22 protein-coding genes are annotated in these 26799 nt (G+C 68.6%); 10 read left to right on the forward strand and 12 right to left on the reverse strand.

Annotated elements, in window-relative coordinates; genetic code table 11:
- Positions 1-60: 60 nt before the first annotated feature.
- Positions 61-1044 carry a DnaJ C-terminal domain-containing protein gene (locus ABLI39_RS13785; protein WP_349413993.1) on the forward strand — a complete coding sequence of 328 codons (984 nt, stop codon included), beginning with the start codon at positions 61-63 and terminating at the stop codon, positions 1042-1044.
- Positions 1045-1054: 10 nt separating this feature from the next.
- Entirely contained in the window at positions 1055-1480 is a 426-nt protein-coding gene (locus tag ABLI39_RS13790) for a heat shock protein transcriptional repressor HspR (protein WP_349413994.1), read from the forward strand.
- 138 nt (positions 1481-1618) lie between these two features.
- On the opposite strand, the gene ABLI39_RS13795 is transcribed toward ABLI39_RS13790, so the two are convergent.
- From ABLI39_RS13795 to ABLI39_RS13820, 6 genes are read right to left on the reverse strand one after another with little or no spacing between them, the layout of a single operon-like run.
- Positions 1619-2422 (reverse strand): HpcH/HpaI aldolase family protein, encoded by an 804-nt coding sequence (locus ABLI39_RS13795; RefSeq protein WP_349413995.1) that lies wholly within the window; start codon positions 2420-2422, stop codon positions 1619-1621.
- On the reverse strand, positions 2407-3192 hold the full coding sequence (gene hpaH / locus ABLI39_RS13800) for a 2-oxo-hept-4-ene-1,7-dioate hydratase (protein ID WP_349413996.1): 786 nt from the start codon (positions 3190-3192) through the stop codon (positions 2407-2409). The genes ABLI39_RS13795 and hpaH overlap by 16 nt, the downstream gene beginning before the upstream one ends.
- A 2-nt stretch (positions 3193-3194) precedes the next feature.
- Entirely contained in the window at positions 3195-4271 is a 1077-nt protein-coding gene (gene hpaD / locus ABLI39_RS13805) for a 3,4-dihydroxyphenylacetate 2,3-dioxygenase (RefSeq protein WP_349413997.1), read from the reverse strand.
- Entirely contained in the window at positions 4268-5836 is a 1569-nt protein-coding gene (hpaE, locus tag ABLI39_RS13810; RefSeq protein WP_349413998.1) for a 5-carboxymethyl-2-hydroxymuconate semialdehyde dehydrogenase, read from the reverse strand. Before hpaE ends, hpaD begins: the two co-directional genes overlap by 4 nt.
- 10 nt (positions 5837-5846) lie before the next feature.
- The gene (locus ABLI39_RS13815; RefSeq protein WP_349413999.1) at positions 5847-6521 is read right to left on the reverse strand and encodes a GntR family transcriptional regulator; all 675 of its coding nucleotides are present in this window, start codon (positions 6519-6521) and stop codon (positions 5847-5849) included.
- Entirely contained in the window at positions 6514-7974 is a 1461-nt protein-coding gene (locus ABLI39_RS13820) for a fumarylacetoacetate hydrolase family protein (RefSeq protein WP_349414000.1), read from the reverse strand. The genes ABLI39_RS13815 and ABLI39_RS13820 overlap by 8 nt, the downstream gene beginning before the upstream one ends.
- Before the next feature lie 316 nt (positions 7975-8290).
- Here ABLI39_RS13820 and ABLI39_RS13825 point away from each other — a divergent pair, with 316 nt between their 5' ends.
- Positions 8291-8689, forward strand: a complete 399-nt coding sequence (locus ABLI39_RS13825; protein ID WP_349414001.1) for a hypothetical protein — start codon at positions 8291-8293, stop codon at positions 8687-8689.
- A gap of 34 nt (positions 8690-8723) precedes the next feature.
- Here the strand turns inward: ABLI39_RS13825 and ABLI39_RS13830 are convergent, their stop codons facing one another.
- Positions 8724-12104, reverse strand: a complete 3381-nt coding sequence (locus ABLI39_RS13830; protein ID WP_349414002.1) for a DEAD/DEAH box helicase — start codon at positions 12102-12104, stop codon at positions 8724-8726.
- A 162-nt stretch (positions 12105-12266) separates the two neighbouring features.
- Here ABLI39_RS13830 and ABLI39_RS13835 point away from each other — a divergent pair, with 162 nt between their 5' ends.
- Positions 12267-13175 (forward strand): DMP19 family protein, encoded by a 909-nt coding sequence (locus ABLI39_RS13835; protein ID WP_349414003.1) that lies wholly within the window; start codon positions 12267-12269, stop codon positions 13173-13175.
- On the opposite strand, the gene ABLI39_RS13840 is transcribed toward ABLI39_RS13835, so the two are convergent.
- Entirely contained in the window at positions 13172-13729 is a 558-nt protein-coding gene (locus ABLI39_RS13840; protein ID WP_349414005.1) for a COG4315 family predicted lipoprotein, read from the reverse strand. The two genes, ABLI39_RS13835 and ABLI39_RS13840, sit on opposite strands and share 4 nt — an antisense overlap.
- Positions 13730-13984: 255 nt before the next feature.
- Here ABLI39_RS13840 and ABLI39_RS13845 point away from each other — a divergent pair, with 255 nt between their 5' ends.
- The 3 genes from ABLI39_RS13845 to ABLI39_RS13855 all read left to right on the forward strand — a co-directional run bounded on the left by ABLI39_RS13845 (position 13985) and on the right by ABLI39_RS13855 (position 17070).
- Positions 13985-14485: a sigma-70 family RNA polymerase sigma factor gene (locus ABLI39_RS13845; protein ID WP_349414006.1), complete on the forward strand. Its 501-nt coding sequence runs from the start codon at positions 13985-13987 to the stop codon at positions 14483-14485.
- Positions 14482-15162 carry an anti-sigma factor family protein gene (locus ABLI39_RS13850; RefSeq protein WP_349414007.1) on the forward strand — a complete coding sequence of 227 codons (681 nt, stop codon included), beginning with the start codon at positions 14482-14484 and terminating at the stop codon, positions 15160-15162. The genes ABLI39_RS13845 and ABLI39_RS13850 overlap by 4 nt, the downstream gene beginning before the upstream one ends.
- Before the next feature lie 138 nt (positions 15163-15300).
- Positions 15301-17070 (forward strand): hypothetical protein, encoded by a 1770-nt coding sequence (locus ABLI39_RS13855; protein WP_349414008.1) that lies wholly within the window; start codon positions 15301-15303, stop codon positions 17068-17070.
- Between the two features lie 14 nt (positions 17071-17084).
- Here ABLI39_RS13855 and ABLI39_RS13860 read toward each other — a convergent pair whose 3' ends face one another.
- From ABLI39_RS13860 to ABLI39_RS13875, 4 genes are all read right to left on the reverse strand, one after another.
- Positions 17085-17903: a DUF1206 domain-containing protein gene (locus tag ABLI39_RS13860; RefSeq protein WP_349414025.1), complete on the reverse strand. Its 819-nt coding sequence runs from the start codon at positions 17901-17903 to the stop codon at positions 17085-17087.
- A gap of 152 nt (positions 17904-18055) precedes the next feature.
- Positions 18056-18979, reverse strand: a complete 924-nt coding sequence (trmB, locus tag ABLI39_RS13865) for a tRNA (guanosine(46)-N7)-methyltransferase TrmB (RefSeq protein WP_349414010.1) — start codon at positions 18977-18979, stop codon at positions 18056-18058.
- 70 nt (positions 18980-19049) lie between these two features.
- Positions 19050-20339 (reverse strand): MFS transporter, encoded by a 1290-nt coding sequence (locus ABLI39_RS13870; RefSeq protein WP_349414012.1) that lies wholly within the window; start codon positions 20337-20339, stop codon positions 19050-19052.
- 22 nt (positions 20340-20361) lie between these two features.
- Positions 20362-21612 carry a M20 metallopeptidase family protein gene (locus tag ABLI39_RS13875; RefSeq protein ID WP_349414014.1) on the reverse strand — a complete coding sequence of 417 codons (1251 nt, stop codon included), beginning with the start codon at positions 21610-21612 and terminating at the stop codon, positions 20362-20364.
- Between the two features lie 162 nt (positions 21613-21774).
- Between ABLI39_RS13875 and ABLI39_RS13880 the strand changes: the two genes are divergently transcribed.
- The 3 genes from ABLI39_RS13880 to ABLI39_RS13890 all read left to right on the forward strand — a co-directional run bounded on the left by ABLI39_RS13880 (position 21775) and on the right by ABLI39_RS13890 (position 26606).
- A complete protein-coding gene (locus tag ABLI39_RS13880; RefSeq protein ID WP_349414016.1) occupies positions 21775-22806 on the forward strand; it encodes an Lrp/AsnC family transcriptional regulator in 1032 nt (343 codons plus the stop codon).
- A 46-nt stretch (positions 22807-22852) separates the two neighbouring features.
- A complete protein-coding gene (locus ABLI39_RS13885) occupies positions 22853-24319 on the forward strand; it encodes an MFS transporter (protein WP_349414018.1) in 1467 nt (488 codons plus the stop codon).
- 385 nt (positions 24320-24704) lie between these two features.
- Positions 24705-26606 carry a DEAD/DEAH box helicase gene (locus ABLI39_RS13890; protein WP_349414020.1) on the forward strand — a complete coding sequence of 634 codons (1902 nt, stop codon included), beginning with the start codon at positions 24705-24707 and terminating at the stop codon, positions 26604-26606.
- The last annotated feature ends 193 nt before the right edge of the window (positions 26607-26799 follow it).

Genomic DNA, 26799 nt, shown 5'->3' on the forward strand with positions numbered 1-26799 from the left:
AGGGGCGGGGGCCCATCATCTGCGAAGCGCACTCTGCACGACTTTTGAAAGGAAACGCCAGTGGCTAGCCAGGACTGGGTGGACAAGGACTTCTACAAGATCCTTGGAGTCGCCAAGGACGCTTCCGACGCCGACATCAAGAAGGCCTACCGGAAGCTGGCTCGGCAGCACCACCCGGACACGAACGCCGGTGACACCGCGTCGGAGAAGAAGTTCAAGGACATCTCCGAGGCCTACTCCGTGCTGTCCGACCCGGACGAGCGCCAGCAGTACGACGCCATCCGCGCGATGGGCGGCGGCGCGCGCTTCGCTCCCGGCGGCGCGGGCGGGGGTGCCGGCGGCGCGGGGTTCGAGGACCTTTTCGGCGGCCTGTTCACCGGCGGCGGCGGAAGGCACTCCGGCGGCTACAGCACCGCCGGCGGCATCCCGCCCGAGTTCGCCGATCTCTTCGGTGGTGGCGGGGGCTTTGGCGGCGGCCAGTCTTTCCAGCGCGGGCCGCAGAAGGGCGCCGACCGCACCGCGTCGACCAGCATCTCCTTCGCCGGATCCATCCGCGGCACAACCATCGGGCTGCGCGAGCCGGACGGCGAGGTCATCGACGTGCGGATCCCGGCCGGGATCAAGGACGGCCAGAAGGTCCGCGTCCGCGGCAAGGGACAGTACGGTCCGGCCGGCAACGGCGACCTCATGGTCACGGTGTCCGTGAAACCGCACGATTTCTACACACGGGACGGGGACAACCTGCGCATCCACGTCCCGGTCACGTTCCCGGAAGCCGCCCTCGGCGCCGACATCGAGGTTCCGACCATCGACGGCGACAAGGTCAAGGTCCGGGTGCCCGCGGGGACGCCGTCGGGCCGGACACTGCGGGTCAAGGGGCGCGGCGTGAAGCACAGCAAGGCCACCGGCGACCTGCTGGTCACCATCGACGTCGCCGTGCCCAGGAAGCTGGACAAAGCCGCCGAGGAAGCGGTGAAGGCCTTCGCCGCGGCCACCTCCGGCGAGGACGTCCGCGCGGGCCTGGCAGCCAAGGCCCGGCTGTAGGAGTCCTGGCATGGACATCGAGTTCGACCAGCCGATCTTCGTCATCTCCGTCGCCGCGGAGCTGGCGGACATGCACCCGCAGACGCTACGCCAGTACGACCGGCTCGGCATCGTCTCGCCCAGCCGCGCCCCCGGCAAGTCCCGGCGGTATTCGCAGCGCGATGTGAACATGCTCCGCGAGGTGCAGCGGCTCTCGCAGGAGGGCGTCTCCCTGGAGGGGATCAAGCGGATCCTGCAGCTGGAGAACCAGGTGGCCGCGCTGCAGCGGAGGGTCGCCGAGCTCACCGAGGAGCTGGGCCGCCGACGGCAACCACTGGATTCGCGCATCTTTGCCGCCGGCGCGGCCGGCGACGTCGTCAGTCTGGCCCGCGGCCAGCGGCCCCGCGCCCGCTCGCAGGCCCTCGTGGTGTGGCGGCCCGGAGCTTTAGGCCAGTAGCACCGCATTCCGGCAGGGCCGCCGAATAACGCGGCCCTGCCGGAATGGGACCCGGGAAGCGCGGAGGGCGGTGCTGGCTCCTCCGGCATCCTCCGGATCGTTGGGTCACGGATGAGGAGATCCTTAGCAGAGGGAGGGTCAGTAACTGGCAGGGGAGTCGCCGTCGACGGACCGCACAAATTGTGCGGCAAGGGCCTCGGAGCCCCGGGCCAGCAGCGCGACGTCGGCCCCCACCAGGATGAAGTCGGCACCGCTGGAGAGATAGTGCCGGGCGGTGTCCGGGTTGAACGCGTTGACGCCGGCGGGTTTGCCAGCCGCTTTTGCCGCGGAGAGGCAGTGCTCAACGGCGGCACGGACCTCGGGATGTTCCTGTTGTCCCAACAGGCCCATGGACGCTGCAAGGTCGGAGGGCCCCAGGAAAATCGCGTCCACACCATCCACTTTCAGGATGTCCGCCACGGCATCTACTGCCGCCACCGACTCGATCTGGACCGTGACGCTGATGGTTTCACCGGCGCGGGCCAGGTAGTCCGGGACCCGGTTCCAGCGCGCAGCCCGGGCCAAGGCCGAGCCGACGCCGCGCACGCCGTGCGGCGGATAGCGGGTGGCGGCAACCGCGGCTTCAGCCTCCGCCGCCGAGTTCACCATGGGGATCAGCAGATTTTGAACGCCCAGGTCCAGGTACTGCTTGATCAGCACCGTGTCATTGACAGGCGGCCGGACCAGGGTCTGGACCGGATAGCCGTGGATGGCCTGCAGCTGGGCCAGGATGGATTCGAGCCCGTTGGGGCTGTGCTCGGCATCAACCAGGAGCCAGTCCAGGCCGGAACCGGCGCAGAGTTCGGCGATCAGGGGGCTGCCGGAGCAGACCCACATCCCGGCCAGGGGGCGGTCCGCTGCGGCGAGCGCGTCCCGGAAGGTGTCGTCTAGTCGAAACGGCATGTCACGCTCCCAAGGGGTCCGTAGTCGGCGTGCACGGTATCGCCCTTGTAGACCCACATGGGCCGGGTGAAGGAGCCGGCGAGAATGATGTCGCCGGCTTTCATTCCGTCCCCGTGGGCGGCGATTTTGTTGGCCAGCCAGTGCACCCCGGCGGCCGGGTGGTCCAGGACTCCGGCGGCCACGCCGGTCTCTTCGACCGTCTGGTTCTTGTAGAGGATGGCTGAGACCCAGCGGAGGTCGACGGCGTCGGGCTTCACCGGACGGCCACCGATCACCATGGCGCCCATGGCGGCGTTGTCCGCGATGGTGTCCACGATGGTCCGGCCCTCCATTTCGATCCGGGAGTCCAGGATTTCCAGGGCCGGCACCACGTAGTCGGTGGCGTTCAGGACGTCGAAGATGGTGCAGCCGGGTCCGGACAGGTCCGTCTTCAGCACGAACGCCAGCTCCACCTCCACCCGCGGATGCGTGTACCGGTCCCACTCCACGGAGCAGCCGGTTTCGAGCACCATGTCATCGAAGATGGCGCCGTAGTCCGGTTCGGTGATGCCCGTGGCGGCCTGCATGGCCCGGGACGTGAGGCCGATCTTGCGGCCCACCAGGGTCCGGCCGGCGTCCTCGTTGCGGCGGCGCCAGAGCTGCTGCACGGCGTAGGAGTCCTCCACGGTCATGTCAGGGTACCGGGCAGTCAAGCGGGGAATGGGCGTCCGGCTCCGGCCGGCTTCCAATAGTTCATCTGCGATCGCCTCGATCGTCGCTGCGTCCAGCATGGCTAGAGCTGCGCCCCGAGCTTGAAACCCTCAGCCTCAGAGCCTTCCTTGCGGGTGTACGAGAAGCCGTCGGCCCCCACGGTTACGGCCATTTCGGAGGCGTCGGTGCGTTCGATCACCGGCTGCGGGTTCCCGTCGAGGTCCAGGACCAGGGAGGCTTCGGTGTACCAGGACGGAACCACAGGGTTGCCCCACCAGTCGCGGCGCTGGTTGTCGTGCACGTCCCAGGTGATGGTGGGGTTGTCCGGATCTCCGGTGTAGTAGTCCTGGGTGTAGATCTCCACGCGGTGGCCGTCCGGGTCCAGGATGTACAGGTAGAAGGCGTTGGAGACACCGTGCCGGCCGGGGCCGCGTTCGATCCGGTCGCTGATCCGCAGGGCGCCCATCTTGTCGCAGATCTGGATAATGTTGTGCTTCTCGTGGGTGGCGAACGCGACGTGGTGCATGCGCGGGCCGTTGCCGCCGGTCAGGGCGGTGTCGTGCACGGTCTGCTTGCGGTGCATCCACGCGGCGTACGTGACGCCGTCGGAGTCCTGGATGTCCTCAGAGACGCGGAAGCCGAGGTCCTCAAGGTACTTGCGGCCGCGCGGGACGTCCGGGGTGACCTGGTTGAAGTGGTCCAGCCGGACCAGTTCGCCGGCAGAGTAGAGATCGTAGCGCTGGGTGAGGCGTTCCACGTGCTCCACCTCGTAGAAGAACTCGTAAGGGAAGCCCAGCGGGTCCTCCACGCGGACGGCGTCGCCGATGCCCTTGGTGAAGCCGTCCTTGCGGCGCTGGGTACGGCACCCCAGTTCCTTGTAGTACGCCTCGGCGGCGTCCACTTCGGCGGGGGACTTCACCCGGTAGGCGAAGGCCGCGACGGCGGCGATGGGGCCCTTGCGGAGCACCAGGTTGTGGTGGATGAACTCCTCGAGGGAACGCAGGTAGATGGCGTTCTCGTCCTCCTCGGTCACGTGCAGGCCCAGGAGGTCCACATAGAACTCACGGGACTTGGCGAGGTCGGTGACCACGATCTCCATGTAGGCGCAGCGGACAATGTCCGGCGCCGGGACCGTGGGGGTGGGGATGAAGTTGGTCATGGGATTCTCTCTTCTTTGAAAGGGTTCTGGGGTGGCGCTGGCCGGAAGGCTCGGGCGCCGAATTTGGGGGTGTGGACGGTGCCCAGGGTGATGTGCACGGCCTGCTGGTCGGTGTAGACGTCGATCGACCGGTAGCCGCCCTCGTTGCCGAGGCCGGAGGCCTTGACCCCGCCGAAAGGGGTGCGCAGGTCCCGGACGTTGTGGCTGTTGAGCCACACCATCCCGGCCTCGACGTTCTGGGAGAAGTTGTGCGCGCGGGTCAGGTTCTGGGTCCAGATGTAGGCGGCGAGGCCGTACTTGGTGTTGTTGGCGAGGGCGAGGGCTTCCTCGTCGGTGTCGAAGGGGGTGATGGCGACGACGGGGCCGAAGATTTCCTCCTGGAAGATCCGGGCGTCCGGCTTGACGTCGGCGAAGACGGTGGGGGCGATGTAGTTGCCCTCGGGGAGGTGGTCCGGGCGGCCGCCTCCGGCGAGCAGCCGGCCTTCGAACTTGCCGATTTCCACGTAGGAGGCCACCTTGGCGTAGTGCTCGGGGTGCACCAGCGCACCGACCTCGGTCTTCGGGTCATGCGGGTCGCCGACGACGATGTTCTTCGCGCGGGCGGCGTACTTGTCGCAGAACTCCTCGTAGATGCCGCGCTGGACCAGGATCCGGGAGCCGGCCGTGCAGCGCTCGCCGTTGAGCGAAAAGACGCCGAAGAGGGCGGAGTCGATCGCGGCGTCGAGGTCGGCATCGTCGAAGACGACGCACGGGGACTTGCCGCCGAGCTCCATCGAGAGGCCCTTGAGGTTGGCCGCGGCGTTGCGGAAGATCGTCTGGCCCGTGGTGGTCTCGCCGGTGAAGGAGATCAGCGGCACGTCCGGGTGCTTGACCAGGGCGTCCCCGGCCTCCTCGCCGAGGCCGTTGACCAGGTTGAAGACGCCGTCGGGCAGGCCGGCGTCCTTGAAGATCTTGGCCCAGAGCGAGGCGGAGAGCGGCGTGAATTCGGCCGGCTTGAGCACCACACAGTTGCCGGTGGCCAGCGCCGGTGCGAGCTTCCAGGACTCGAGCATAAACGGCGTGTTCCACGGCGTGATGAGGCCGGCGACGCCGATCGGCTTGCGGTTGACGTAGTTGCTCTGGGCGCCGGGGACCTTCATGGCGTCGTCGCACTGCGCCACGATCAGGTCCGCGAAGAAGCGGAAGTTCTCCGCCGCGCGCAGCGCCTGGCCCTTCGCCTGGGCGATCGGCAGCCCGGTGTCGAAGGTCTCCAGCTCGGCGAGGCGGGTCTCCTGGGCCTCGACGGCGTCGGCGATCCTGTTCAGCACGCGGGCACGCTCCCGCGGTTTCATCTTCGGCCACGGGCCCTCCGTGAAGGCCTTGCGGGCGGCGGCGACGGCGAGGTCGATGTCCTCCTTCTGCCCGGCGGCGGCGGTGGCATAGGTCTCGTTGGAGACCGGATCCAGGACGTCGAAGGTCTTGCCGCTGACGGAGTCGACAAACTCGCCGTTGATGTAGTGCTGGATGTGGGTGGTCAGGCCCTGCGGGACGTAGTGCGTGGTGGTAGCAGGAGCAGTAAACGTCATTGTTGTCTTCCTAACTGTTGCTCTGGGCGAGGTATGCGTCCAGGGTTGCGGAGCGGTGCAGTCGGGCGGCCTTTTCGATCTCGTCGGCGCTCGCGCCCGACTCGATAAGCCGCAGGAGCATCTCGTGTTCCTGCACCGATTCCCGGGCGCGGCGGGGGACGAAGCGGAAGGTGGACGTGCGGAGGGACGCCAGCCGGTTCCAGCCCCGGTGGACCAAGTCCAGGATGTGGGGGTTGGGGCAGTGCTCAAACAGGATGCCGTGGAAGGTCTCGTTTAACCGGGTGAACCGGTCGGGGTCGAAGTCCTGCAGGCACTCGCGCATCTCGGCGTTGACCGCCCGTGCCCTAGCGATGTCCGGCGCGCCGATCAGCGGTGCCGAGAGCGCCGTCGCGGCCCCCTCCACGATGCTCAGGGTCTGCATGGTGTAGAGATACTCGGTGGGGTCGATCCCGAAGACGGTGGCTCCGACGTTCCGCTCGAATTTCACCAGGCCTTCGGCCTCGAGCCGGCGGATGGCTTCGCGGACCGGCACCACGCTGACGCCCAGGTCCTGGGCGATCTTCGCCAGTACCAGCCGGTAACCGGGCGAGTACGACCCGTCCACAATCCGCCCCTTGACGGCCGCATAGGCCCGCTCAGACTTGCTGACTGTCTGGGAGCCAGCGGCACTGGTCTTGTCACTCATGGGCTTTGCCGGCTTCCCACTCCTGGTAGCGGGTCCGCCACGCCGCGTTGAGCGGGTACAGGCCGTCCACGCTGTGGCCCTGCTGCACCATCTCGGCGATGAACGATTCCTCGCGCTCCTGCGCGATGGAATCATCCGCGAGCTCCTCGGCCAGCGCCGGCGGGATCACCAGGATGCCATCCGCGTCGGCCACGATGATGTCCCCGGGCTGGACCGTGGTGCCGCCGCAGGCGATGGTGATGTCCGTGTCCCACGGGATGTGCCGGCGGCCCAGGACCGCCGGGTGCGGGTTGGCGTAGAAGGTGGGCATGTCCAGCGCGGCGACGGCGGAGAAGTCGCGGACTCCGCCGTCGGTAATGACGGCCGCCGCGCCGCGGACCTGGGCACGCAGCGCCAGGATGTCTCCGATGGTGCCGGTGCCCTTCTCGCCCCGGGCCTCCATGACCAGGATTTCTCCGTCGTTGACGGAATCGATGGCCCGCTTCTGGGCGTTGAAGCCGCCGCCGTGGGCCTTGAACAGGTCCTCGCGGTTGGGGACGTAGCGCAACGTCCGGGCCAGGCCCACGATCCGCTTGTCCGGCCGGGTGGAGGTCAGGCCGTCGATGCTGACGTTGTCCAGGCCACGCTTGCGCAGCTGGGAGGACAGGGTGGCGGTGCAGACGCTCTCGAGCTTGGCCTTCAGTTCGGGGGAGAGGGCCGGGGCGGGGGCCGCGAGCCCCGCCGCCTCGCGCGAGCCGTACGCCTCCTCCCGCTGGAGGTCGTCGGTCTTCGGCCGGGCACCGAAATCGGCGAGCGGCGTCGCTCCCTCGGCGATCCGGGTGACAAGGCGGCCGGTGCTGAGGTCCGCGCCGCTGACTTCAACCTCTACGAGGTCACCGGGCTTGGCCACGGAGGCGCCGGCCGGGGTGCCCGTGAGAATGATGTCGCCAGTCTCGAGAGTGAGCAATTGGGACAGATCAGCGATGAGACGGGCGAACGGGAAAAGCAGGTCCCCGGTGGTGTCGTCCTGGACCAGGCTGCCGTTGTGCCAGGTACGGATCCGGAGCCGTTCCGGGTCGATGCCGTCCGCAGCGAGCAGGGCCGGACCCACCGGGGTGAAGCCGTCGCCGCCCTTGGACCGGAGGTTGGACCCCTTGTCCGCGTACCGGAGGTCGTAGACGCCGAGGTCGTTGCTGGCGGTGACCCACTCCACGTGGCTCCAGGCGTCGTCGATGTCCACGCGGCGGGCGGGCTTGCCGATGACCAGGGCGATCTCACCTTCGAAGCCGAGGAGTTCGCAACCGGCCGGGCGTTCGACGCTTGAGCCGCTGAGGGCCAGGGAGGATGATGGCTTCAGGAAGTAGGACGGCTGCTCAGGCGTCCGGCCCCGCTGGGCCGCCCGGCTGGGATAATTAATGTGCACTGCGATGACCTTGCGGGCCGATGCCAGAGTGTGGTCGGTGACCTGTTCCAAGCGCTACTCCTCAGCGAGTACGATATCGTATACGAAAACTATCTCCCAGGAATCAGGGAACGTCAACCCCGGTCCGGCCGGCCCAAGTAGTCGGCCCGCCATAACTGAGTACCCGCGACAAAAGTCAGGTGGTCGCGCCCGCATAGTCGCGTACCGGCAGCCCGTGACTCCCGCCCGGGCGGCCGGTTGAATTGTCTTGGCAGCCGCGTGGCAGCCAAGCCTAGAGTTCCAGTGCAAATGTCGGGGGGCAGCACATGTTGACTTCATTGATTCCGGACGCGACAGCGCCGGCGTCCGCAAGGATCGCGGGCCGGCCATGAACTCCGGGTTGCAGGCCGTTGCACTTTTCGGAAGCTCCCTGCCCGGCCTTCTCCTGCTGACACTCGGACAGTCCCTCGTCGTCGTCTGCGTCTGCTTTGACCTGGTCCGGGCCGTCTCGGTGCCGCGGACCCGCCGCCGCTATGTGGCCAACACCGTGTTCCGAACCCTGGCGCTGCCGTCGATCCTCAGCATGGCCCTGATTGTGTTGGTCGAGGCGGCATCGGGGGCGTGGGAACAGGTGGGCGGCGGGGTCTTCGTCCTGGTGTCCGTCATCTTCCGGTGGCACCACGACACCGACGAGGACAGCTGGTGGACGGGCAAGGGCAAACAGCTTGGCCGCTGGCTCCGGAGCCGCGCAGCGACACGTTTCGTCACCGCCCCGGCTGCCGCCTGAGCCTTCCCGGCCCCGCGCGCAGCGACCGGGCAGCCTACTCGTTGAACAGTCCGGCCAGGTCCTCGGCCGTCAGCGCTCCGCCGGAGAGGGCGTCGCCTTCCATCACGTCGGCGAACAGCTGGGACTTCCTGGCCTTGAGCGCCATGACTTTCTCCTCGATGGTGTCCTTCGCCACCAGCCGGTAGACCATCACGTTGCGGGCCTGCCCGATCCGGTGGGTCCGGTCAACCGCCTGCGCCTCCGATGCCGGGTTCCACCACGGGTCCAGCAGGAACACATAGTCCGCCTCGGTCAGGTTCAGGCCGAAACCGCCGGCCTTGAGACTGATCAGGAACACCGGGGCCGCGCCGTTTTTGAACTCGTTGACGACGTCGGTGCGGTTGCGGGTGCCGCCGTCGAGGTAGCAGAACTCGATGTTTTCCTCGATGAGCCGCTCGCGGACCTTGCCCAGGAAGCCGGTGAACTGGCTGAAGATCAGCGCCCGGTGGCCCTCCGCCACGAGGTCCTCCAGCTGCTCGAACAACACGTCGAGCTTGCTGGAGCGCACCGCCGAGAGGGAGGGGTCGATCAGGGACGGGTCGAGGCTGAGCTGGCGCAGCAGGGTCAGCGACTGGAAGATCGTGAACCGGTTCTTGTTGACGTCCTCGATCAGGCCCAGGATCTTCTGCCGTTCGCGCTGCAGATGCGTCTGGTAGACCTTCTGGTGCCGCGGGTTCAAGACGACCTCGAGGACCTGCTCCTGCTTGGGCGGCAGGTCGTGGATGACCTGTTCCTTGGTGCGGCGCATCATGAGCGGCCGGACCCGGCGGCGGAGCTTGCCCAGCTGCGCCTTGTCCCCGTTCTTCTCCACCGGCTTCTGGTAGTACTCGGCGAAGCGCTTGGGGCTGGAGAAGAGTCCCGGCGCCACGATCGAGGTCAGCGCCCAGAATTCCATCAGGTTGTTCTCCAGCGGCGTGCCGGTGATGGCCAGCTTGAAGCCGGCCGGAAGCTTCCGGGCGCACTGGTACGCCTTGGACTGGTGGTTCTTCACGAACTGCGCCTCGTCAAGCACCAGGCCGGCCCACTGCCGGGAGGCATAGGCGTCGTAATCGATCCGGAACAGCGCGTAGGACGTGATGACAATGTCGGCGTCGGCCATCGCCTCGGCCGGCACGGAGCCGCTCTTGGCGAAGGTTTCGCTGATGGCCCGGACGGTGAGGCCGGGCGCGAACCGCGCGGTTTCGGCCTGCCAGTTGCCCACCACACTGGTGGGCGCCACCACGAGGAAGGGGGCACCGCCGGTCTCTGCGGCCGCGACCTTGGCGGCGCAGATCAGCGCCAGCGCCTGGACGGTCTTGCCGAGGCCCATGTCATCGGCCAGCACCCCGCCGAGGCCGTGGCGGTAGAGGAAACTCAACCAGTTGAAGCCCTCCAGCTGGTACGGGCGCAGCTCGGCATTCAGCGTGGACGGCAGCGGCAGCCCCTTGACGCCGCCCTCCAGCAAACCGCCTACGGCCTCGCGCCAGGCGGCGGCCTGCTCGTCGACGATTCCCAGCTGCGCCAGCTCGTCCCAGAGCCCGGCCTGGAAGCGGCTGATCTGCAGCGGCGCGTCCTTGTTGTCCTGGAGCTCACGCGCTTCCTCGATCAGGGCGCGCAGCTGGTGCAGCTCGGGCAGGTCCAGGGAGAAGTAGGCGCCGCTGGGCAGCAGCATCTTGGTCTGGCCCGCCGCGAGGGCGGAGAAGACGGCAGCGAAGGAGACCGGCTGGCCCTCGAGCGAAATCTGGATTCCCAGGTCGAACCAGTCACGCTGCTCGGTGGCCTTGGTGGAGATCGAGACCACCGGGGCTTCCTCGGCCTCGCGGTAGTCGGCGATCTCGCCGGCGGTGTCCACCGAGACCTCCGGCAGTTCGCGCAGCGCCGGGAGCACCTCCTCGGTGAAGGCGAGCGTGTCCAGGCCGCTGAGTTCCGCGGAGGCCGCCAGCCGGGGGGTGCCCCAGCCGCCCGTGGCCGATTCGCCGAGCTTCGGCACCACGTCCCAGGGCTGGCCCACGGTCTCCAGGATCCGGGCCTCGGCGGCGTCGTCGCGGTACCCGTGGTCACCCGGGTGCCGCCAGAGGGGCTGGGCCGTGACCAGGGTGCCGGACTTGTAGTGCCATTCCCAGTGCAGCCGGACCCGGTGGTCGGCGCCGTAGTTCGCCAGCAGGGACAGGGTGGGGACGGCCAGGGTGGGCAGTTCGACGGATTCGTCGGAGGCCGTGACCCGGGCAGTCTGCTTGAGCTTCGGGTAGAACCCGGTCAGGAAGCGGCCTTCATCGCGGGCGGGAATGCGCAGCGTGGTGCCTGCGGTGACGAAGGTCAGGAGTTCCTCGCTCAGGCCGCCCTCCAGCGGCGCGAGCGTGATCGCGGCATCCCCCGGGGCGACGCCGGGCAGCGCGTCGGCGTCGGAGGTCAGGAAGATCCCGTGGGCAGGCCGGCCGATGGTGCCCACCGAAGCCGGATCGACCACGGTCCCCTCCACGGTGATGGTCGGGGCGAGCGCCAGCCCGCCGCCGTCGGGCTCCTCGGCGCCGAGCCGGGCCAGATTGAGTCCGACGGCGGCCGGCTCGCCGGCCAGGTGCACGGGGTCATCCCCGCGGCCGTGGACCAGGGCGAGGCCGATCTTCCTGGCTTCGCCCAGCAGGCCCCACAGGTTCTTCCCGGCGTAGGTGTTCAGCCCCAGCCAGGGCGCGGTGCCGGAGTGCTGGCGGTTCGCCAAGGCGGTATGCGAGGCAAGGAATTCCTGCATCCACTCCACATGGGCTTCGTTGCATTCACGCCGGTAGTTCAGGTAGCTGAGGGTGTTCCAGGAAACGTCGCCCCGGATCCACTTGCCCTTGGCGCCCATAATGACGGGGCGGGCCTTCAGCTGGCGGACGCTGCGCAGCGGATCGCGGCGTCCCGTGTAGGAGAAATGCGGTGCCGGTTCCTCGATCTCGAACTGCAGCGCCAGCGGGACGCCGTTGGTCGACGCCGTGATCCCCGGTCGGGCGAGCAGCGGGCTGAGGGCCTGCTCCCAGTCCGGCAGGTCCTGGGCCGGGGGCTGGCGGGAAAGCCGGGAGGAATCCGCGGGCGCCAGCAGCTGCATGCGGGTGGCCGGGTTGTCCTCGGCGGCAAAAAGCAGCGCGGCCACGTGCTTGCAGTCCTTCCGGACGGGGCAGCTGCACACCCCGACGCTGCAGCTCCAGCCGCTCCCCTTGCGCACCAGCTTCGCCGTCGTCGAATACGGCACATCCGCGCCGCCGCGGACCTTCCCGAGCATCAGGCCGGTGGCCGCGTCAAAGGAAATCCCGGAGACCCGGCTCCCCATGGCGTAGGCCAGCCCGGCCGCGAGGGAGCGGTCGTTGATCGCGGGGGTCTGTATCGCCAGTGCCGCACTCTCGTCCGGATGGGATGGCATGTGCGCACTACTTTCAGCAGTTGGTCATCTGATCCATCTTAGCCAGCCCGGCGGGGCCCGGAAACTTCGCCAGACGTTCACCTGCCGCACGGCCCTCCGGCAGCGGAGCAGGCCTACCGTGGAGGAGACCTGAGCACCACCCGCACCACCGTGAGGATTCCCATGAGCACCAGCCTGACCACGAGCCCGTCCGACACCGGCCACGCCCCGGTCCTGACCAGGGACAGCCTGCACGGCGGCAACGTGGATGTTGTGGACGCCAACGTGGACGTCGTCAACGCCATGTATGCGGAACTGCTCGATGCCGAGGAGATCGCGCCGGCCGCGCTGTGCAGCTACTACGTGGATTTCTACCTGACGCAGGCCCTCGACGGGGGCTTCGCCCAGTACGTCTTCACCCTGCCGGAGCGTGGGGAGATTGACGGGTACATCCGGGCCGGGCTCGCCGGCATGGGCGCCACGGCGCATCTGGACCTGTTCAACCGCAGCGTGGCCGCCTTCGATGCGCTCTCGGAGGAGGACGCCGACGCGTACCTCGACGGGGATGCCGGTCAGGGGTTTGGAGAGGGCAGCGAGGCCGCGGCACCGGAGGCCGTCCAGCTCCTGGAGCGGCTCGACGGCGAATTCGAGCCGCTGCTGGAGACCGAGGACATCATCGCGCTCAACGCCGCCTGGCTCCGCAGCCAGCCGGACTTGCTGGTGCTGGACGCGGACGAACTCGACCGGCACATCCACGAACGGGTGTCCCGGATTCCCAACCTGGCGGAGCGGCAGGCCGAGGCGGCCGAGGAGGAACGCCTCAGCGCACCTGAGTTCGAGTTGATCATCCGGGAACTTTGCGAGGTGGCCGGACATACCCTGATGAAAATCACCATGGGCGACCCGAACCACGACCTCAACGGCGAACGGGTCCTGGCCTGGCACTTCACCACGGACCAGGGCGAGTTCCTCATGCTGGAGGACGACGACGAGGCGTACATGATCCACCCGGAGACCCGGGAGATCGTGGCCGCCGTCGAGTTCGTGGACGACGACGGCGACGAGGACGACGAGTCCGGGTCCGGCTCCTAGTAGCCGCCGGCCGACGTGACCATGTCCCCGGCCGGGTTCACGAGGTACCAGACGCCGCCGACGCCCTGGCCTGTGATGTCGCCGGGGGCCTTGTCCTTGACGTAGTAGTACACCGGCATGCCGTTGATGGTGAGCTGTTTTTTGCCGTCCGGCGTGGCGATCGTCCCGATCTTGCCGGTGACGCCTTCCACAGCGGGAGCGTCGGAGCCGGCGAGCACGGGCGGCCACGCCGCGATGCAGGAGCCGGTGCAGGCGCTGGTGCCGGAGTCCTTGGTGTCCTTGGCGAAAAGGTAGACGCTCATGCCCTTGGCGTCCACGACCACCTGCCCGGCCTTGGTCGCGGCCGTCTTGAGCGCGGCGGCCGACGCCGGGGCGCCCGACTCGGTGCCCGCTGCCGGGGTGGACGCTGCCGGGGTCGGCTGGGCCGAAGCGGCTGGGCCCGTCGTCGTGCCTGCGGGGGACGCCGGCGATGTGGCGGTCCCGCTGCCGGCGCAGCCGGAAAGGGCCGCGGCGAGGGCGAAAACGGACAGGGCGGCGCCGAAGTGCTTGGTCATGATTTGCTCCTTGGCTAGGTGCCGGCCCTCTCGCGGTCCGGCTAGTTGGNAGGGCCGCGGCGAGGGCGAAAACGGACAGGGCGGCGCCGAAGTGCTTGGTCATGATTTGCTCCTTGGCTAGGTGCCGGCCCTCTCGCGGTCCGGCTAGTTGGTACGACGGCGGAGGGTGAAGAATGGTTCACGGACGCCCGGTGAACTTTTTCGCCGGCGTGGACGTCCTAGTGGGGCAGCAGGAATAAGCCCGGGAGGTGCCGCGTGCCGCTGGATGAAGAGGTGGTTGCCGCGATCTACCGCGACCACGGCGCGGCCCTGCGGCGGTTCGTCCTGGGCGCCTGCCACGACCCGCAAATGACGGAGGACGTTGTGCAGGAAACGGTGCTGCGCATCTGGCGGCAGGCGCCGCAGATCACCGGCAGCCTGCGCAGCTACCTGTTCCGGACCGCGCGCAACATCCTGATCGACAACTACCGCAGGTCCCAGCACCGGCCGCGTGAAGCGCAGGAGCGGGACGTGCCCGACTCGGCCGGCGCCGCCGACCGGGTGGATGAACTGCTCAACCGGGTCCTGATGGAGGAGGCCCTGCTGCGCCTCAGCGCCGAGCACCGGGAGGTGTTGGTCGCGCTCCATTACCGCCGCTTCACCGTCCAGGAGGCCTCCGACCATTTGAATATTCCCGCCGGCACAGTGAAATCGCGGGCCTTCTACGCGGTCCGGGCGCTGCGGACCATCCTTGACGAAATGGGGGTGCAGCGGTGAACGGACCCGGACCCCACCAGCTGCTTGGCGCGTACCTGCTCGGCGGCCTGCCGCCGGACGAGGCGGCAGACTTCGAACGGCATCTGGCCGAATGCCGGGATTGCCGCGCCGAACTCGATGAACTCGCCAGCCTCCCGGCGCTGCTGGACGCGGTCCCGGTGCCCGACGCCGTCGCGCTCGGGGCCGCTGCTGCCGGCGCCTCGCCAGGGGCGGCGCCGCCGGTCCCCGCCCCGGCGGTGCCGCGGCGGCTGCTCGACGAATTGTCCTCCCGCCGTCGGAAAATTCGACGCCGGTGGACCGCGGCGCTCGCTGCCGCGGCGGCGGCGTGCCTGGCGCTCGGCATCCTGGCCGCACCGCTGGTCAACCCGCCGCCCAAACCGGACGCCAGCTACTCCGTCCAGGCCGGCGACGGGCTGCAGTTCACGGTCTCCCTGGTCAAAAAGAGCTGGGGCACCGAGCTCGCCGTCGAGGGCCGGAGCCTGCCGGTGGACGGAACCTTGTCGCTGTGGGTGAGGGCCGGCGACGGCGGCGAAGACCGCGCCTGCGCCTGGACAGCAACACCGAGCGGGAACGTGCGCGTCACCGGAGCCACGCCGCTGCAGCTCGCCAACATCGCCAGGATTGAGATGCGGAACGGCCAGCAGACCATGGCCGTCATCGCCTTGCCGCGCGGGTAGGGCGGACGGGGTGCGGGAACCGGAGGCGGGGTCGCGCGCATTTAGTGTCAGACCCCCTTGCTTCACTGAAGATGGGGGAGCCGTCGCTTCCCCACCACCTGCGGCAGGCACGTCCGCACCGGCGATTGGGGATTCGTTATGGAACAGGCATTTCTGGTTGTTGACTCCGGCAGGGACCTGGCGCACCGCCTGATGGCGGCCGGGCGGACCAAACCGGCAGCGGTCATTTCCTGGCATCCCGGGCAGCGGGATAACCGTATCGACGTGGACTATATCGCCCGGGAGGTCGGAGACCTTGCCGAAGTCTTCCTGCTGGAAAACGGTCCCGAAAGCTATGCCTTCGGCGACTGCCTTCCGGCCGGCGCCGAGGTGTTCGGCAATGCGGCGCGGGTTTATGCGGAGGATCTCCGCTGGATGAAGGACGTGCACCGAAGCCGGCTGCGGATGGCACGGGACCGCAACGCGGCCGACCGTGCGGCCGAGGACATCATCGACGATGTGCTGAGCCTCGTCACCGTCGCTCCGGCGAAGGCCGCGCCGGTCCAGACCGAGCCGCGGCGCGTCCAGGGGACCGTGAAGGCCTTCGCCAGCGCGGGATCCCGGGCCATCATCGAACTCGGCGACGGCAGTTGCTGCACAATCCAGCGCGAGCATGTCGTCCCGCCGGTCCGCCTCGACTGGATGCTGGACATCGGCCAGTCCGTCGAGGGCGATCTCAACGAAGAGGACAAGACGCTCGACATCAACGGCCTTAAGACCTCGCCTCGGCTTGCGGCGCTGTACCGGCCCGGAGACCTCGTTCTGGCCCTGGCCGAACAGGTGTGCGCCAACAGTGCGAAGCTGACCCTCTACCCGGGGTCCAGCTGGTCCGTGGAACAGGCTCGCATCTCCTCCAACCCCCTCGACGCCGTGGACAGCTTGATGACCGAGGGCGAGGTGGTGGTGGCACGTTTCCTGCACGAAAACGGTGCAGTGGTGCTGTCCCTGCTCGACGTTGACGAGGATGCCGACGTCGCGCCGGCCCCCGCCCTCCTCACCGGCGGCACCCCGTGGCTACGGGCCGGACGGCACCTCACCGAGCAGCCGGCGTCGGGCCGGACGTTTCCCGCCGCGGACGCCCGGGCCGCCGGAACACGTGCAGCTGCCGCGGATCAGGACAGCTCCACTATTACATTGTTGGCTCCTAAGCCGTCGGCTGCCCTGATGGCCACCCAGCTCCAACTGGAAGCCGAACGGCGGAAAGTCGCCGCCCTGCAGGAACTTGTTGCCGCTGCCAGCCAGGCCGGAGCCGAACTCGTCAGCCTTCAGCGGGCGCAGGATGACTTGCGGCTCGAACACCAGGCGGAGCAGCAGATTGCCGAGGGAACCCGGGTGGCGATGGAAGCCTCGGCGGCGCGGCTTGCCGGGGTTCAGGCCGAACTACTGGACCTCAAGGCCTACAAACGCCGGACGCAGGCCGCCCTCAAGCGCTCCCTGGTCACCGGCTCTGACGGTCTGTTCGCGACCGATGACGAACGCCTGCGGCACGATGTGTACCTCGCTTGGGTACGGAACGTTACGGCGAGCGACAAGACGCGGCATGCGTTGCCCCTGGAATGGAAGGCCGGCCCGGAATTTGCGTCGTCCCTGTATCGCTTCACCGAGCCCGGCGTGGTGGCGAAAGCGCTGAAGGCCACGGTGGAAGTCCTGATTGGTGCAGCGGACAGGAATCCGGCGCGTGAAGTCCACGCCCTGCGCGCCGCCTCGGGCGGAGACACCGCCCAGCTCGTGCGCGCGGACGGTGCCCGGTGCTTCCGCGCCGCGGTCGAGCAGAAGGTGGCGGCCGCCCGCCGGCTGCACTATTGGAAACTGCCAAACGGCACGGTTGAGCTCTCCCGGGTGGTGGTCCACGACGACTTCAAGCCGTAGCCGCGGACAGGCTCCTACATCCGGGCCAGCCGGGCCCGGACGGCCATAAAGACGCCATAGCAAATCAAGCCGGCGCCGACGGCGGCCAACATGTACATGCCCAGCGGCTGATCGCGTAAGGCTTTCAGTCCGCCGTCGAGCCCGGTTGACTGCGACGGGTCCGCCTTCACCGTGGCGATGACGACCAGCAGCCCCGTCAGCAGCAGCGCAACACCCTTGGCTGCGTAACCTGCTATTCCGGTGACGGACACCGCGGTCCGGGCGTGCTCATTGGAGGGCATGCGCAGATACTTGATGAACGACTTCCTGAAGCCCCGGATGGCGTAGACAACGCCGGTCACGGCCACCGCGGCACCGATGACGATCAGCAACAGGACGCCGCCCGGGGCCCGCATGAGCTGCAGGGTCAGGTCGCTGGTGGACCGCCGGTGGTCTGCTTGGGCGCCGATAGCGACGGAAGCCAGCGTGAGCGCGAACCCGGCGTAGACCACAGCCTGCAGGGCGGCCTTGAGTTTCTTGCCGACCTTCTTTTTCGTTGGCAGGTGGGAGAAGTCGAAAATGGCATCACTGGTCTGCCAGATTGCCAGCGCGACGCAGGCGGCGCAGGCGCTCCATAGCAGGATGGGACCCGCCGGTTGCTTGGAGAGCGATTCAACGGCGCCGCTCACATCAGCCTGCCCCTGGCCGCCCATGGCCAGCCGGATCGCGACCAGCCCGATCAGGAAGTGCAGGACGCCCGAGACGGCAAACCCGGCCCGTGCCGCGTATTCGAGTGGCTTCGAATTGGTGACGTCCTCGGCGACTTCCGCGGCGTCCTGAAGTTCTTTTTTAATGGTCGGTCCCTTGCGTCATTGAGCTTTACCGCTGCGGTGTTGCCGCCGCCAGCCATGATTGTCTCGTAATCGTGCCACGGGAACCGGCTGCGTGATAGCAGCTGCGCGGCACTAATGCCGGACACGGGCGGGCAGGCGTGCGGCCGGTGGCGTCAGCGGCGCCGGTAGCAGAGATCGAAGATCAGGCGGCCGGCCTCGTGGGCCTTGTTTTCGAAGCTGGTCAGGATGCGGCCCTCGAACCTGGGCGCCCAGCCGCCGACGTCGTCGACCCCCTCGTTGGGGCCGGTGTGCTCGGTGCTGACCGGGGCGCGGCCTTCCTTGACCGGGGCGCCCCCCACGACCGACTCCACGCCGGATTCCCAGACCTGCGTGAGCGGACTGTCGTCGCCGCTGCGCTCGCCGTCGTGCAGGTTCTCGAAGTCGGCCGAGCCCGCCAGGACCTCACGCACGTGCACGGCGTAGTTGGACCAGTCGGTCGCGATCCGCCAGATACCGCCGGGTTTGAGCGCCCGGGCCGCGAGGTCCGCGAAAGCCGGCTGGATGAGGCGGCGCTTGTGGTGCCGGGACTTGTGCCACGGGTCCGGGAAGAAGACCCAGAGCTCGGCGACCGACCCCTCCGGGAGCATGCTGGCCAGCACCTCGGGGGCGTTGGCCTCCACCACCCGGACATTGGTCAGCCCGCGGCTGTTGATCTTGATGAGGGTGTTGGCCAGGCCGGGGGTATAGACCTCCACGGCCAGGAAGTCCTTGTCCGGGTTCTCCTCGGCCGCGTGGCACACAGCGTCGCCGAGACCTGAGCCGATCTCCACAATCAGGGGGGCCTTCCGGCCAAATTCGGCTTCGGCGTCGAAGACATAGTCCGGATGCACCGAGGTGTTGGCGACGTGCCGCGGCACGTCGACCGCCCACCGGTCCGAGTGCTCTTCCCACGCGGCCTGGCGCCGGCCCTGGAGGCGGGTGCCGCGGCGCACGAAACTGACCGGCCGGCCGCCGTAGGTGCCAAAGGAGGCTTGGCTGCCGGGCGTGACCGGGCGGGGATCCTGCGACGGCTGGGGGAATTCTGGAGACTCACTCATCACCTCCAGAATAGTGGAGTTCCGGCACCCGGCGGGGCGGGCAGCGGTGCCCGCCCCGCCGGGTGATGGACTAGAACGTGAGGTCCTTGCCCTTCGTCTCCGGGATGGTGAAGACGAACGCCGCGGAGACGGCCAGGAGCAGGACCGCGTACACGTTGAACAGCTGCGGCAGCTGCAGGCTCGAGCCCAGCCATTGCTGCAGGTAGGGTGCGGTGCCGCCGAACAGGGCCACGCAGATCGAATACGGGACGCCGACGCCAACGGTGCGGATGCTGGTCGGGAAGAGCTCGGCGTAGACGGCCGGGACGATCGCAGCGCTCGCGGCGATGAAGATCAGCATCACGGACATGCTGACGGCCAGCTGCCAGGCGGAGTCCTTGAGCAGGGCGGTCATCGGGAAGTGCATGATGCCTGCACCGATGGCCCCGGACCACAGCACCTTCTTGCGGCCGATACGGTCGGAGAGCTTGCCCCAGAAGGGCAGCGCGGCGATGAAGACGATGTTGCCGATCACGCCAGCCCACAGGGCCTCGCCGCGGTCGATCTTCAGCGCGGTGGTGGCGTAGCTGGGGGCCACAACACCCCAGATGTAATAGATAACCGTCAGGCCGACCGTCAGGCCGATCACCTGCAGCGCCTGCTTGCGGTGGCGGACAATTTGCGGCCAGATCGGGGCGCGCTTTTCCTCCGCGGCTTCGCCCGCGAAGACATCCGTTTCGTGCAGCCGGGACCGCATGATCAGGGCGTACAGGCCCATCGCCGCGCCGACCAGGAACGGGATGCGCCAGCCCCACGCGTTCATCACTTCGGTGCTCAGGGCCATGTTCAGCACGGCACCCAGCAGGGTACCGAACAGGATGCCCACCGTGCCGGAGGTATAGATCAGGGTGGCCCAGAAGCCGCGGTGTTCGCGCGGCGCCATCTCGGAGAGGTACGTCTGCGACGACGGCAGCTCGCCGCCGTGCGCCAGGCCCTGGACCAGGCGTGCCACCAGCAGCATGAGCGAGGCCCAGGGTCCGACCGCCGCGAAGGTCGGCGCGATGCCGATCATCAGGCTCCCCACGGACGCGAGGCCCACGGCAAGGGTCATGGACGCCTTGCGGCCGATCCGGTCACCGATCCAGCCGAACAGGAAACCGCCGAACGGACGGGCCACGAACCCGACGGCGAAAATCGCCAGGGTCGATAGCACCGCCGACGCCGGATCGGCCTTGCTGAAAAGCTGGCTGGCGATGAACGGAGTAAACGTGGCGTAAATGGCCCAGTCGTACCATTCGACGGCGTTGCCGATGCCGGTACCGATGATGGTCTTGCGGGTGGAGGTCCGGGTTGCCGTTGGCATGGACGCGGTTGCAGTCATGGGTCTTCTCCCTTGGGGTGGGCTAGGAAAGTGCGGGGGCGGCGGCGTGGGCCGGGGCGGAGGCTGCCGCGAGTGCGGCCAGCCGGGACATGGCGAGTTCTGCGTAGAGCGCGGCTCCGTCGGCCAGCACGCCGTCGTCGAACGTGGCGTATGGGGAGTGGTTGTACGCGGTGGTGGTGTGGTCGGCGTCGCGGGGGACGGCGCTCAGCCCGATGAACGTGCCGGGGACCTCGGCGAGGACCCTGGAGAAGTCCTCGGAACCGCTCAGCGGGGTGGCCCAACGGGCGAGCCGGGAATCGCCGAACAGGCCTTCAATGACGTGCTCCGCGGTGCGGGTCTCATCCTCGTCCGTGATGGTGAGCGGGTACTCCTGCTGGTAGTCGACGTCGACGTCGAGCCCGTGCGCCGCCGCGATGCCCTTCAGCAGCCGCGGCACGGCCTCCATCATCTTCTGTCGGGATTCCTCGGAGAAGGTCCGGATGGTGGCCTCGATGCGGGCGGTTTCCGGGATGATGTTGCGCTTGGTGCCGGCCTGGAGCACACCCACCGACAGGACCACGGGGTCGAACATGTTGAACTGGCGGGTGACCATGACCTGCAGGGCGGTGACCATTTCGGCCGCCGCGGTGACCGGATCCTTGGCCGAGTGCGGGGCCGAGCCGTGGCCGCCGGCGCCGAGCACGGTCACCGTCAGGCCGTCGGACGAGCTGAGCATCACGCCCGGTTTGGTGCAGAACGTGCCGTGCGGTTCCAGGGCGGAGAAGACGTGCATGCCGTAGGCGGCGTCCACGCGCCGGCCGGGGGCGTCCAAGACGCCTTCGCGGATCATGTGGCTGGCGCCGTCGAAGCCTTCCTCGCCGGGCTGGAACATCAGGACAACGTCGCCGGAGAGCCGGTGCCGGCGTTCGGCCAGCAGGGTGGCGGCCCCCGTGAGCATGGCGGTGTGCAGATCGTGGCCGCAGGCGTGCATGGCGCCGTCGATCCGGGAGGTGTAGTCCACGCCGGTCTTTTCCTGCACCGGCAGGCCGTCCATGTCCGCCCGCAGGAGCACGGCCGGGCGGGTGCCGGCGCCGGGGGCCTGCCCGCGCAGCACCGCCGTGACCGACGTCGTGTCCTGGCCCAGTGTGATCTCATAGCCGAGTCCGTCGAGGGCCTGGAGCACCTTCTCCTGGGTGCGGGGAAGGGTCAAGCCGATTTCCGGCTCCCGGTGCAGTTCACGGCGGAAGCGGGCAAGGTCCGCCTGCATTTCGCGGGCGTCTGCGGTGATCGGCACGTGGTCTCCTCTGTGGTGCGGTCTGTGGTGGGTGCGGCCCGGTGTGGCCTCGCGTGGACTTGCGTCTATTCTGGAGTGACCTGACTCACAGGATCGGAAACGCCTGAAAATATGCAAGATCTGCGTTGTATTGCAGGTTTCGTGCAGCGTCGAAGGGAAATCATGGAAATCAGCGAGGAAGATCTTGCCCTGATCAATGTCCTGCAGATCGCCCCGCGCCTGAGCTGGGCGGACGCGGCGGAGGTGCTCGGCGCTCACGCCACAACTCTCGCCGCCCGCTGGGAACGGCTGCGGGCGGCCGGCGTCTCCTGGGTCACCGCGCACCTGATTGGCGACCCCCACCAGATGTGCCTGGCGTTCGTCGCCGTCGACTGCGAGATGAACCGGCGCGAGGAAGTGACCGCGGAACTCGCCGGAATGCCGGAAATCGTGACGGTGGAAGAAGCGGCCAGCAACCGGGACCTGATGCTGACCGTGATCACCCCCTCCCTGGACGACTTCAGCTCGAGGGTGGTCTCGCGGCTGAAGGAGATTGACGGACTGCTCAAGTACCAGACGGCGCTGTGCACCCGGCTGCACTCAAGCGGCGGCTCCTGGCGGCTCAACGTGCTGAGCCGCGCCCAGCAGGCTGCCGTGCGCGCCATGGCGGGCGCGGAGACAACCGGGGCAGTTCATTCCCCCGCCAGGGACCAGCTTCCGGCCAGTCACCTGGCTCTGCTGCCCTTCCTGGCCAAGGACGGCCGGGCCACGGCGGCGGACATCGCCCGTGCGCTGGGCCGGCACCCTGCCACGGTCCAGCGGCAGCTTAACCGTGTGCTCGCCAGCGGGATCCTGTCTTTCCGCTGTGAGGTCGCACAGAAGTTTTCCGCTTTTCCCGTGACCTGCCAGTGGTTCGTGAACGTTCCGGCCGGCCGGCACGAGGCTACGGCTGCCGAGCTGAAGACGATGCGGAACGTGCGGCTCAGCGCCTCCACCACGGGGCCCACCAACTTCGTGATCATCATGTGGCTGCAGTCCCTGGCGGACGTGATGAGCATCGAGCTGGTGCTGCAGCAGAAGGTGCCCGGCATGGTGCTAGTGGAAAGTGTGATCATGCTCAGCACCGTGAAGCGCGTGGGCTGGATGCTAAACCCTGACTCCCGGGCGAGCGGCGCCGTCGTGGTGCCAGCGCAGGGGCTCGACGCCGCCGGTTAGCCGGACCGCCGGGGCCGGTGGATGACCCTCTTGTAGGCTGTGGCACGTGTCCCGAACTGACCCGCCCGCACCCCGCGCTGACGCCCCGGAGGCTGCCGGAATTTTCCACCGCCGCTACCTGCTGGTGACCCTCGGCGCCTTGGCCCTTGTGTTCCTGGCCGCCTTCGAATCGCTGGCGGTGACCACCATCATGCCGCTGGTCAGCCGGGAGCTCGACGGTGCCAGCCTCTACGCGCTGGCCTTCGCCGGGCCGCTGGCCACCGGCGTGATCGGGATGGTGGCGGCCGGCAACTGGTCGGACCGGCGCGGGCCGGCGGGCCCGCTGTACGCCTCCGTGGCACTGTTCGGCCTGGGCCTGCTGATCGCCGGATCGGCGGGGGCCATGCCGGCCCTCGTTGCCGGGCGGCTGGTGCAGGGACTCGGCGGCGGTGCGATGACAGTGGCGCTTTACGTTGTGCTCGCCCGGGTCTATCCGCCAGTGCTGCACCCTAAGATCTTCGCCGCGTTCTCCGCAGCCTGGGTGATCCCCTCCCTGGTGGGCCCCTTCGCGGCAGGTCTGGTGGCGCAGCTGGCCAGCTGGCATTGGGTGTTCCTCGGCGTCGTGGGACTGGTGGTGCCGGCCCTGTTGATGATCGTGCCGGCCCTGCACGGACTGCGCGGGGGTCCCGAAAACGCGAGGGGAACCGCCAAGGAAACTGCGCCGGGAGAGGAGCCCGCGGCCGGTGCGAGCCGATCCCCGGGCTACGGCGGGCTGGCCTGGGCCGCGCTCGCGGCGCTCGCCGTACTGGGCCTGAATCTCTCCGACCGGCTTCCGACGGCGGGTGGCATCGCCGCCGTCGCAGCGGTAGCAGCCGTCGCCGTCGCCCTGATCGCGGTCCGCCCGCTCGTGCCGCGCGGAACCTTGACCGCCCGACGTGGCCTCCCCAGCGTCATCCTGACCCGCGGGCTGGCTTCGGCTGCGTTTTTTGGCGCCGAAGTCTACCTGCCGTACCTCCTGGTGGAACGCTATGTTTTCTCGCCCACCTTCGCCGGACTGACCCTTACCGGGGGCGCCGTCGCGTGGGCTGCCGGTTCCGCGGTCCAGGGCCGGCTCGGGGCGCGCCTTGATCACCGCCGCGCGGTTCGGACCGGCGCAGCCCTGGTGCTGGGCGCCATCGTCCTGGTGCTGGTGACCACGGTCCTGCACTGGCCGGCCGCCGTCGTGATGATCGCCTGGGTGTTCGCCGGCGGCGGCATGGGGTTGATGTATGCACGGCTGAGTGTGATGACCCTGGCGTTGTCCAACGAGCACAACGAGGGTTTCAACAGCTCGGCGATGTCCATTTCCGATTCTCTCGGCGGCGCCCTGGCGCTCGCTGGCACCGGGCTCGTCTTTGCGGCGTTCGCGCCAATGACGCCGGCGGCGGGCGCCGGAGCCGCCTCCTTTGTAGGGGTGTTCGCGCTCACCGCCGTGATGGGCGTCGGGAGCGTGGCGGTGGCGGCGCGGGTCGCCCGCCCCGGCCTACCCAGCTGACTGGCAGATCAGGCCGTTCTGAGCCCCGAAAACGGCCTGATCTGCGAGTCAGTTGGGAAGGGCCGGAAATGCGACGGTGGCCGCAGGTGATAGACTGGGCGAACTTGATGTGCAGTGATGCCCACTTTTGATTCGGTTGACCGGCTCCGGTCTATCAGTCGGATCCCTGCCGGATTCCCTCGGGAATCCGCTCCAGGAAGTGGGACTTTTTCATGTGAGAGGCACATCCTGCGTCGATGAACGCGTTCTATTTGGTCCCGGCCGCCCGCATTTATGCTGCGGACAGCCCGGTTGATCACCTGACTTTTCTTCGGCGAACCCCTGGTCCAACCGGAGCCGGGGGCCGATATCCGCATGGATACCGCCTGAAAGACCTTTGAAACACATGACTACTTTTGCTGCCCTCGGCACGCCCAAGGCCCTCGCCGACACCCTCACCGCCCAGGGGATCGTTGAACCGTTCCCCATCCAGGTCAAGACCCTCCCGGACACCTTGGCCGGACGCGACGTCCTGGGCCGTGGCCGCACCGGCTCCGGCAAGACCATTGCGTTCGCCATCCCGCTGGTAGCCCGGCTCGCTGAGCGCGAGGCCGCCCACTTCCGCAAGCCCGGCCGCCCCATGGGCCTGGTCCTGGCCCCCACCCGCGAGCTGGCCACCCAGATCAACGCCACCATCGAGCCGCTGGCCAAGGCCGCCGGCCTCACCACCACCGTGATCTACGGCGGCATCTCCCAGGCCCGCCAGGAAAAGGCGCTGCGCGCCGGCGTTGACATTGTCATCGCCTGCCCCGGCCGCCTGGAGGACCTGATCCGCCAGCGGATCCTGACCCTCGAGGCCGTCGAGATCACCGTCCTGGACGAGGCAGACCACATGGCTGACCTCGGCTTCCTCCCGGTGGTCAAGAAGCTGATGGACATGACCCCCACCCAGGGCCAGCGCCTGCTGTTCTCAGCCACCCTGGACAACGGTGTGGACAAGATCGTCCAGCGCTACCTGTCCAACCCGCTGACCCACTCCGTGGACGACCCGCAGGCCGCGGTGACCACCATGGAGCACCACGTCCTGGTGGTCAACGACCAGACCGTCAAGAAGCAGCTGATCGTCGAGCTCGCCTCCGGCGCCGGCCGCCGGGTGCTCTTTATGCGCACCAAGCACCACGCCCGGAAGCTGGCCAAGACCCTGACCGACGCCGGCATCCCCGCCGTCGACCTGCACGGCAACCTCTCGCAGAACGCCCGTGACCGCAACCTCGCCGAGTTCTCCTCCGGCGACGTTCGCGTCCTGGTGGCCACCGACGTCGCGGCCCGCGGCGTCCACGTCGACGACGTCGAGCTGGTCATCCACGTGGATCCGCCCACGGAGCACAAGGCGTACCTGCACCGCTCGGGCCGCACCGCCCGCGCCGGTTCCGACGGCACCGTGGTCACGCTGACCCTGCCCGAGCAGCAGTCCGACGTCAAGAAGCTGATGAAGGCCGCCGGCGTCGAGGTCAACTTCGAGCGCGTTACCGCCAACTCCCCGCTGGTCGCGGAGCTCGTGGGCGAAATGGCCGAAAAGATCGATCCGCGCACCCGCGCCGCGCTGCTGGCCACCAAGGCCAAGCAGCAGGGCGGCGGCACCTCCACCGGTGCCAACGCCGAACGCAAGCGCGCCCGCCGCCAGGCTGCACCCACCGCGGGTGGCCGGGGCGGACGAGGTGGCCGGGGCCGGGTCGCCGCTGAGGCGCCGCGCACGGACCTTCCCCGCGCCGAGCGGCGCGCCGTGGCCTACGAAGGCCAGGCCGCTGCCCGCAACGCCGCCGAGCGCGTCGCGGAAAAGAACCAGGACCGGGCCGACGCCGAGCGCGCCGAACGCCGCAACGCACGCGGGCGTGGCCGCACCACTGCCTACGCGCACCACAACGATGTTCCCGCAGCCGGCGGCCGCGCCTCGGCCGGCCGTGGTTCGGACGGACGCGCTGCCGAGGTCCGTAGCGACTCCCGCGGCGGTTCCGCTCCCCGCAGCGGCGCCCCGCGCACGGGTGGAGCTCCCCGCACGGGTGGCGCACCGCGCACCGGCGGCGCAGCCGGCGGGCAGCGCGGCGGACGCCCCGCAACCGGCCAGCGCGCAGCTGCCGGCGCCAAGTCCGGCGGTTCAGCACCCGTGTGGTCCTCCAACACCGGCGGAACCTCCGGCGGATCCTACGCAGGCGGCGGCAACGGCCGCTCCGGCGAAGGCCGTCCGGCCCGCAGCGGCGGCCCCCGCCGCGCGTCGGCCCCGGCGTCGAACGAACGCCGCAGCCGCTAGTCCCCAACCGCTCCCTAACCTCGCAAGTCCGCACCGGCTCCCGGCCCTCGCAAGCTCGGGTCGGGGCCCTCGCCGGCGCGGCTCCACGGTCAGGGAACCCGGCGGTCGTGGTCCCAGGCTTTCCGCTACACAAACGGACGGACGCTACGGGGATTCGGAACTTGTCAACCTCCTTGAGACAGACCCGCTAGTT

Origin of the sequence: Pseudarthrobacter sp. B907 (assembly GCF_040137805.1) — a bacterium.
GTDB lineage: Bacteria > Actinomycetota > Actinomycetes > Actinomycetales > Micrococcaceae > Arthrobacter.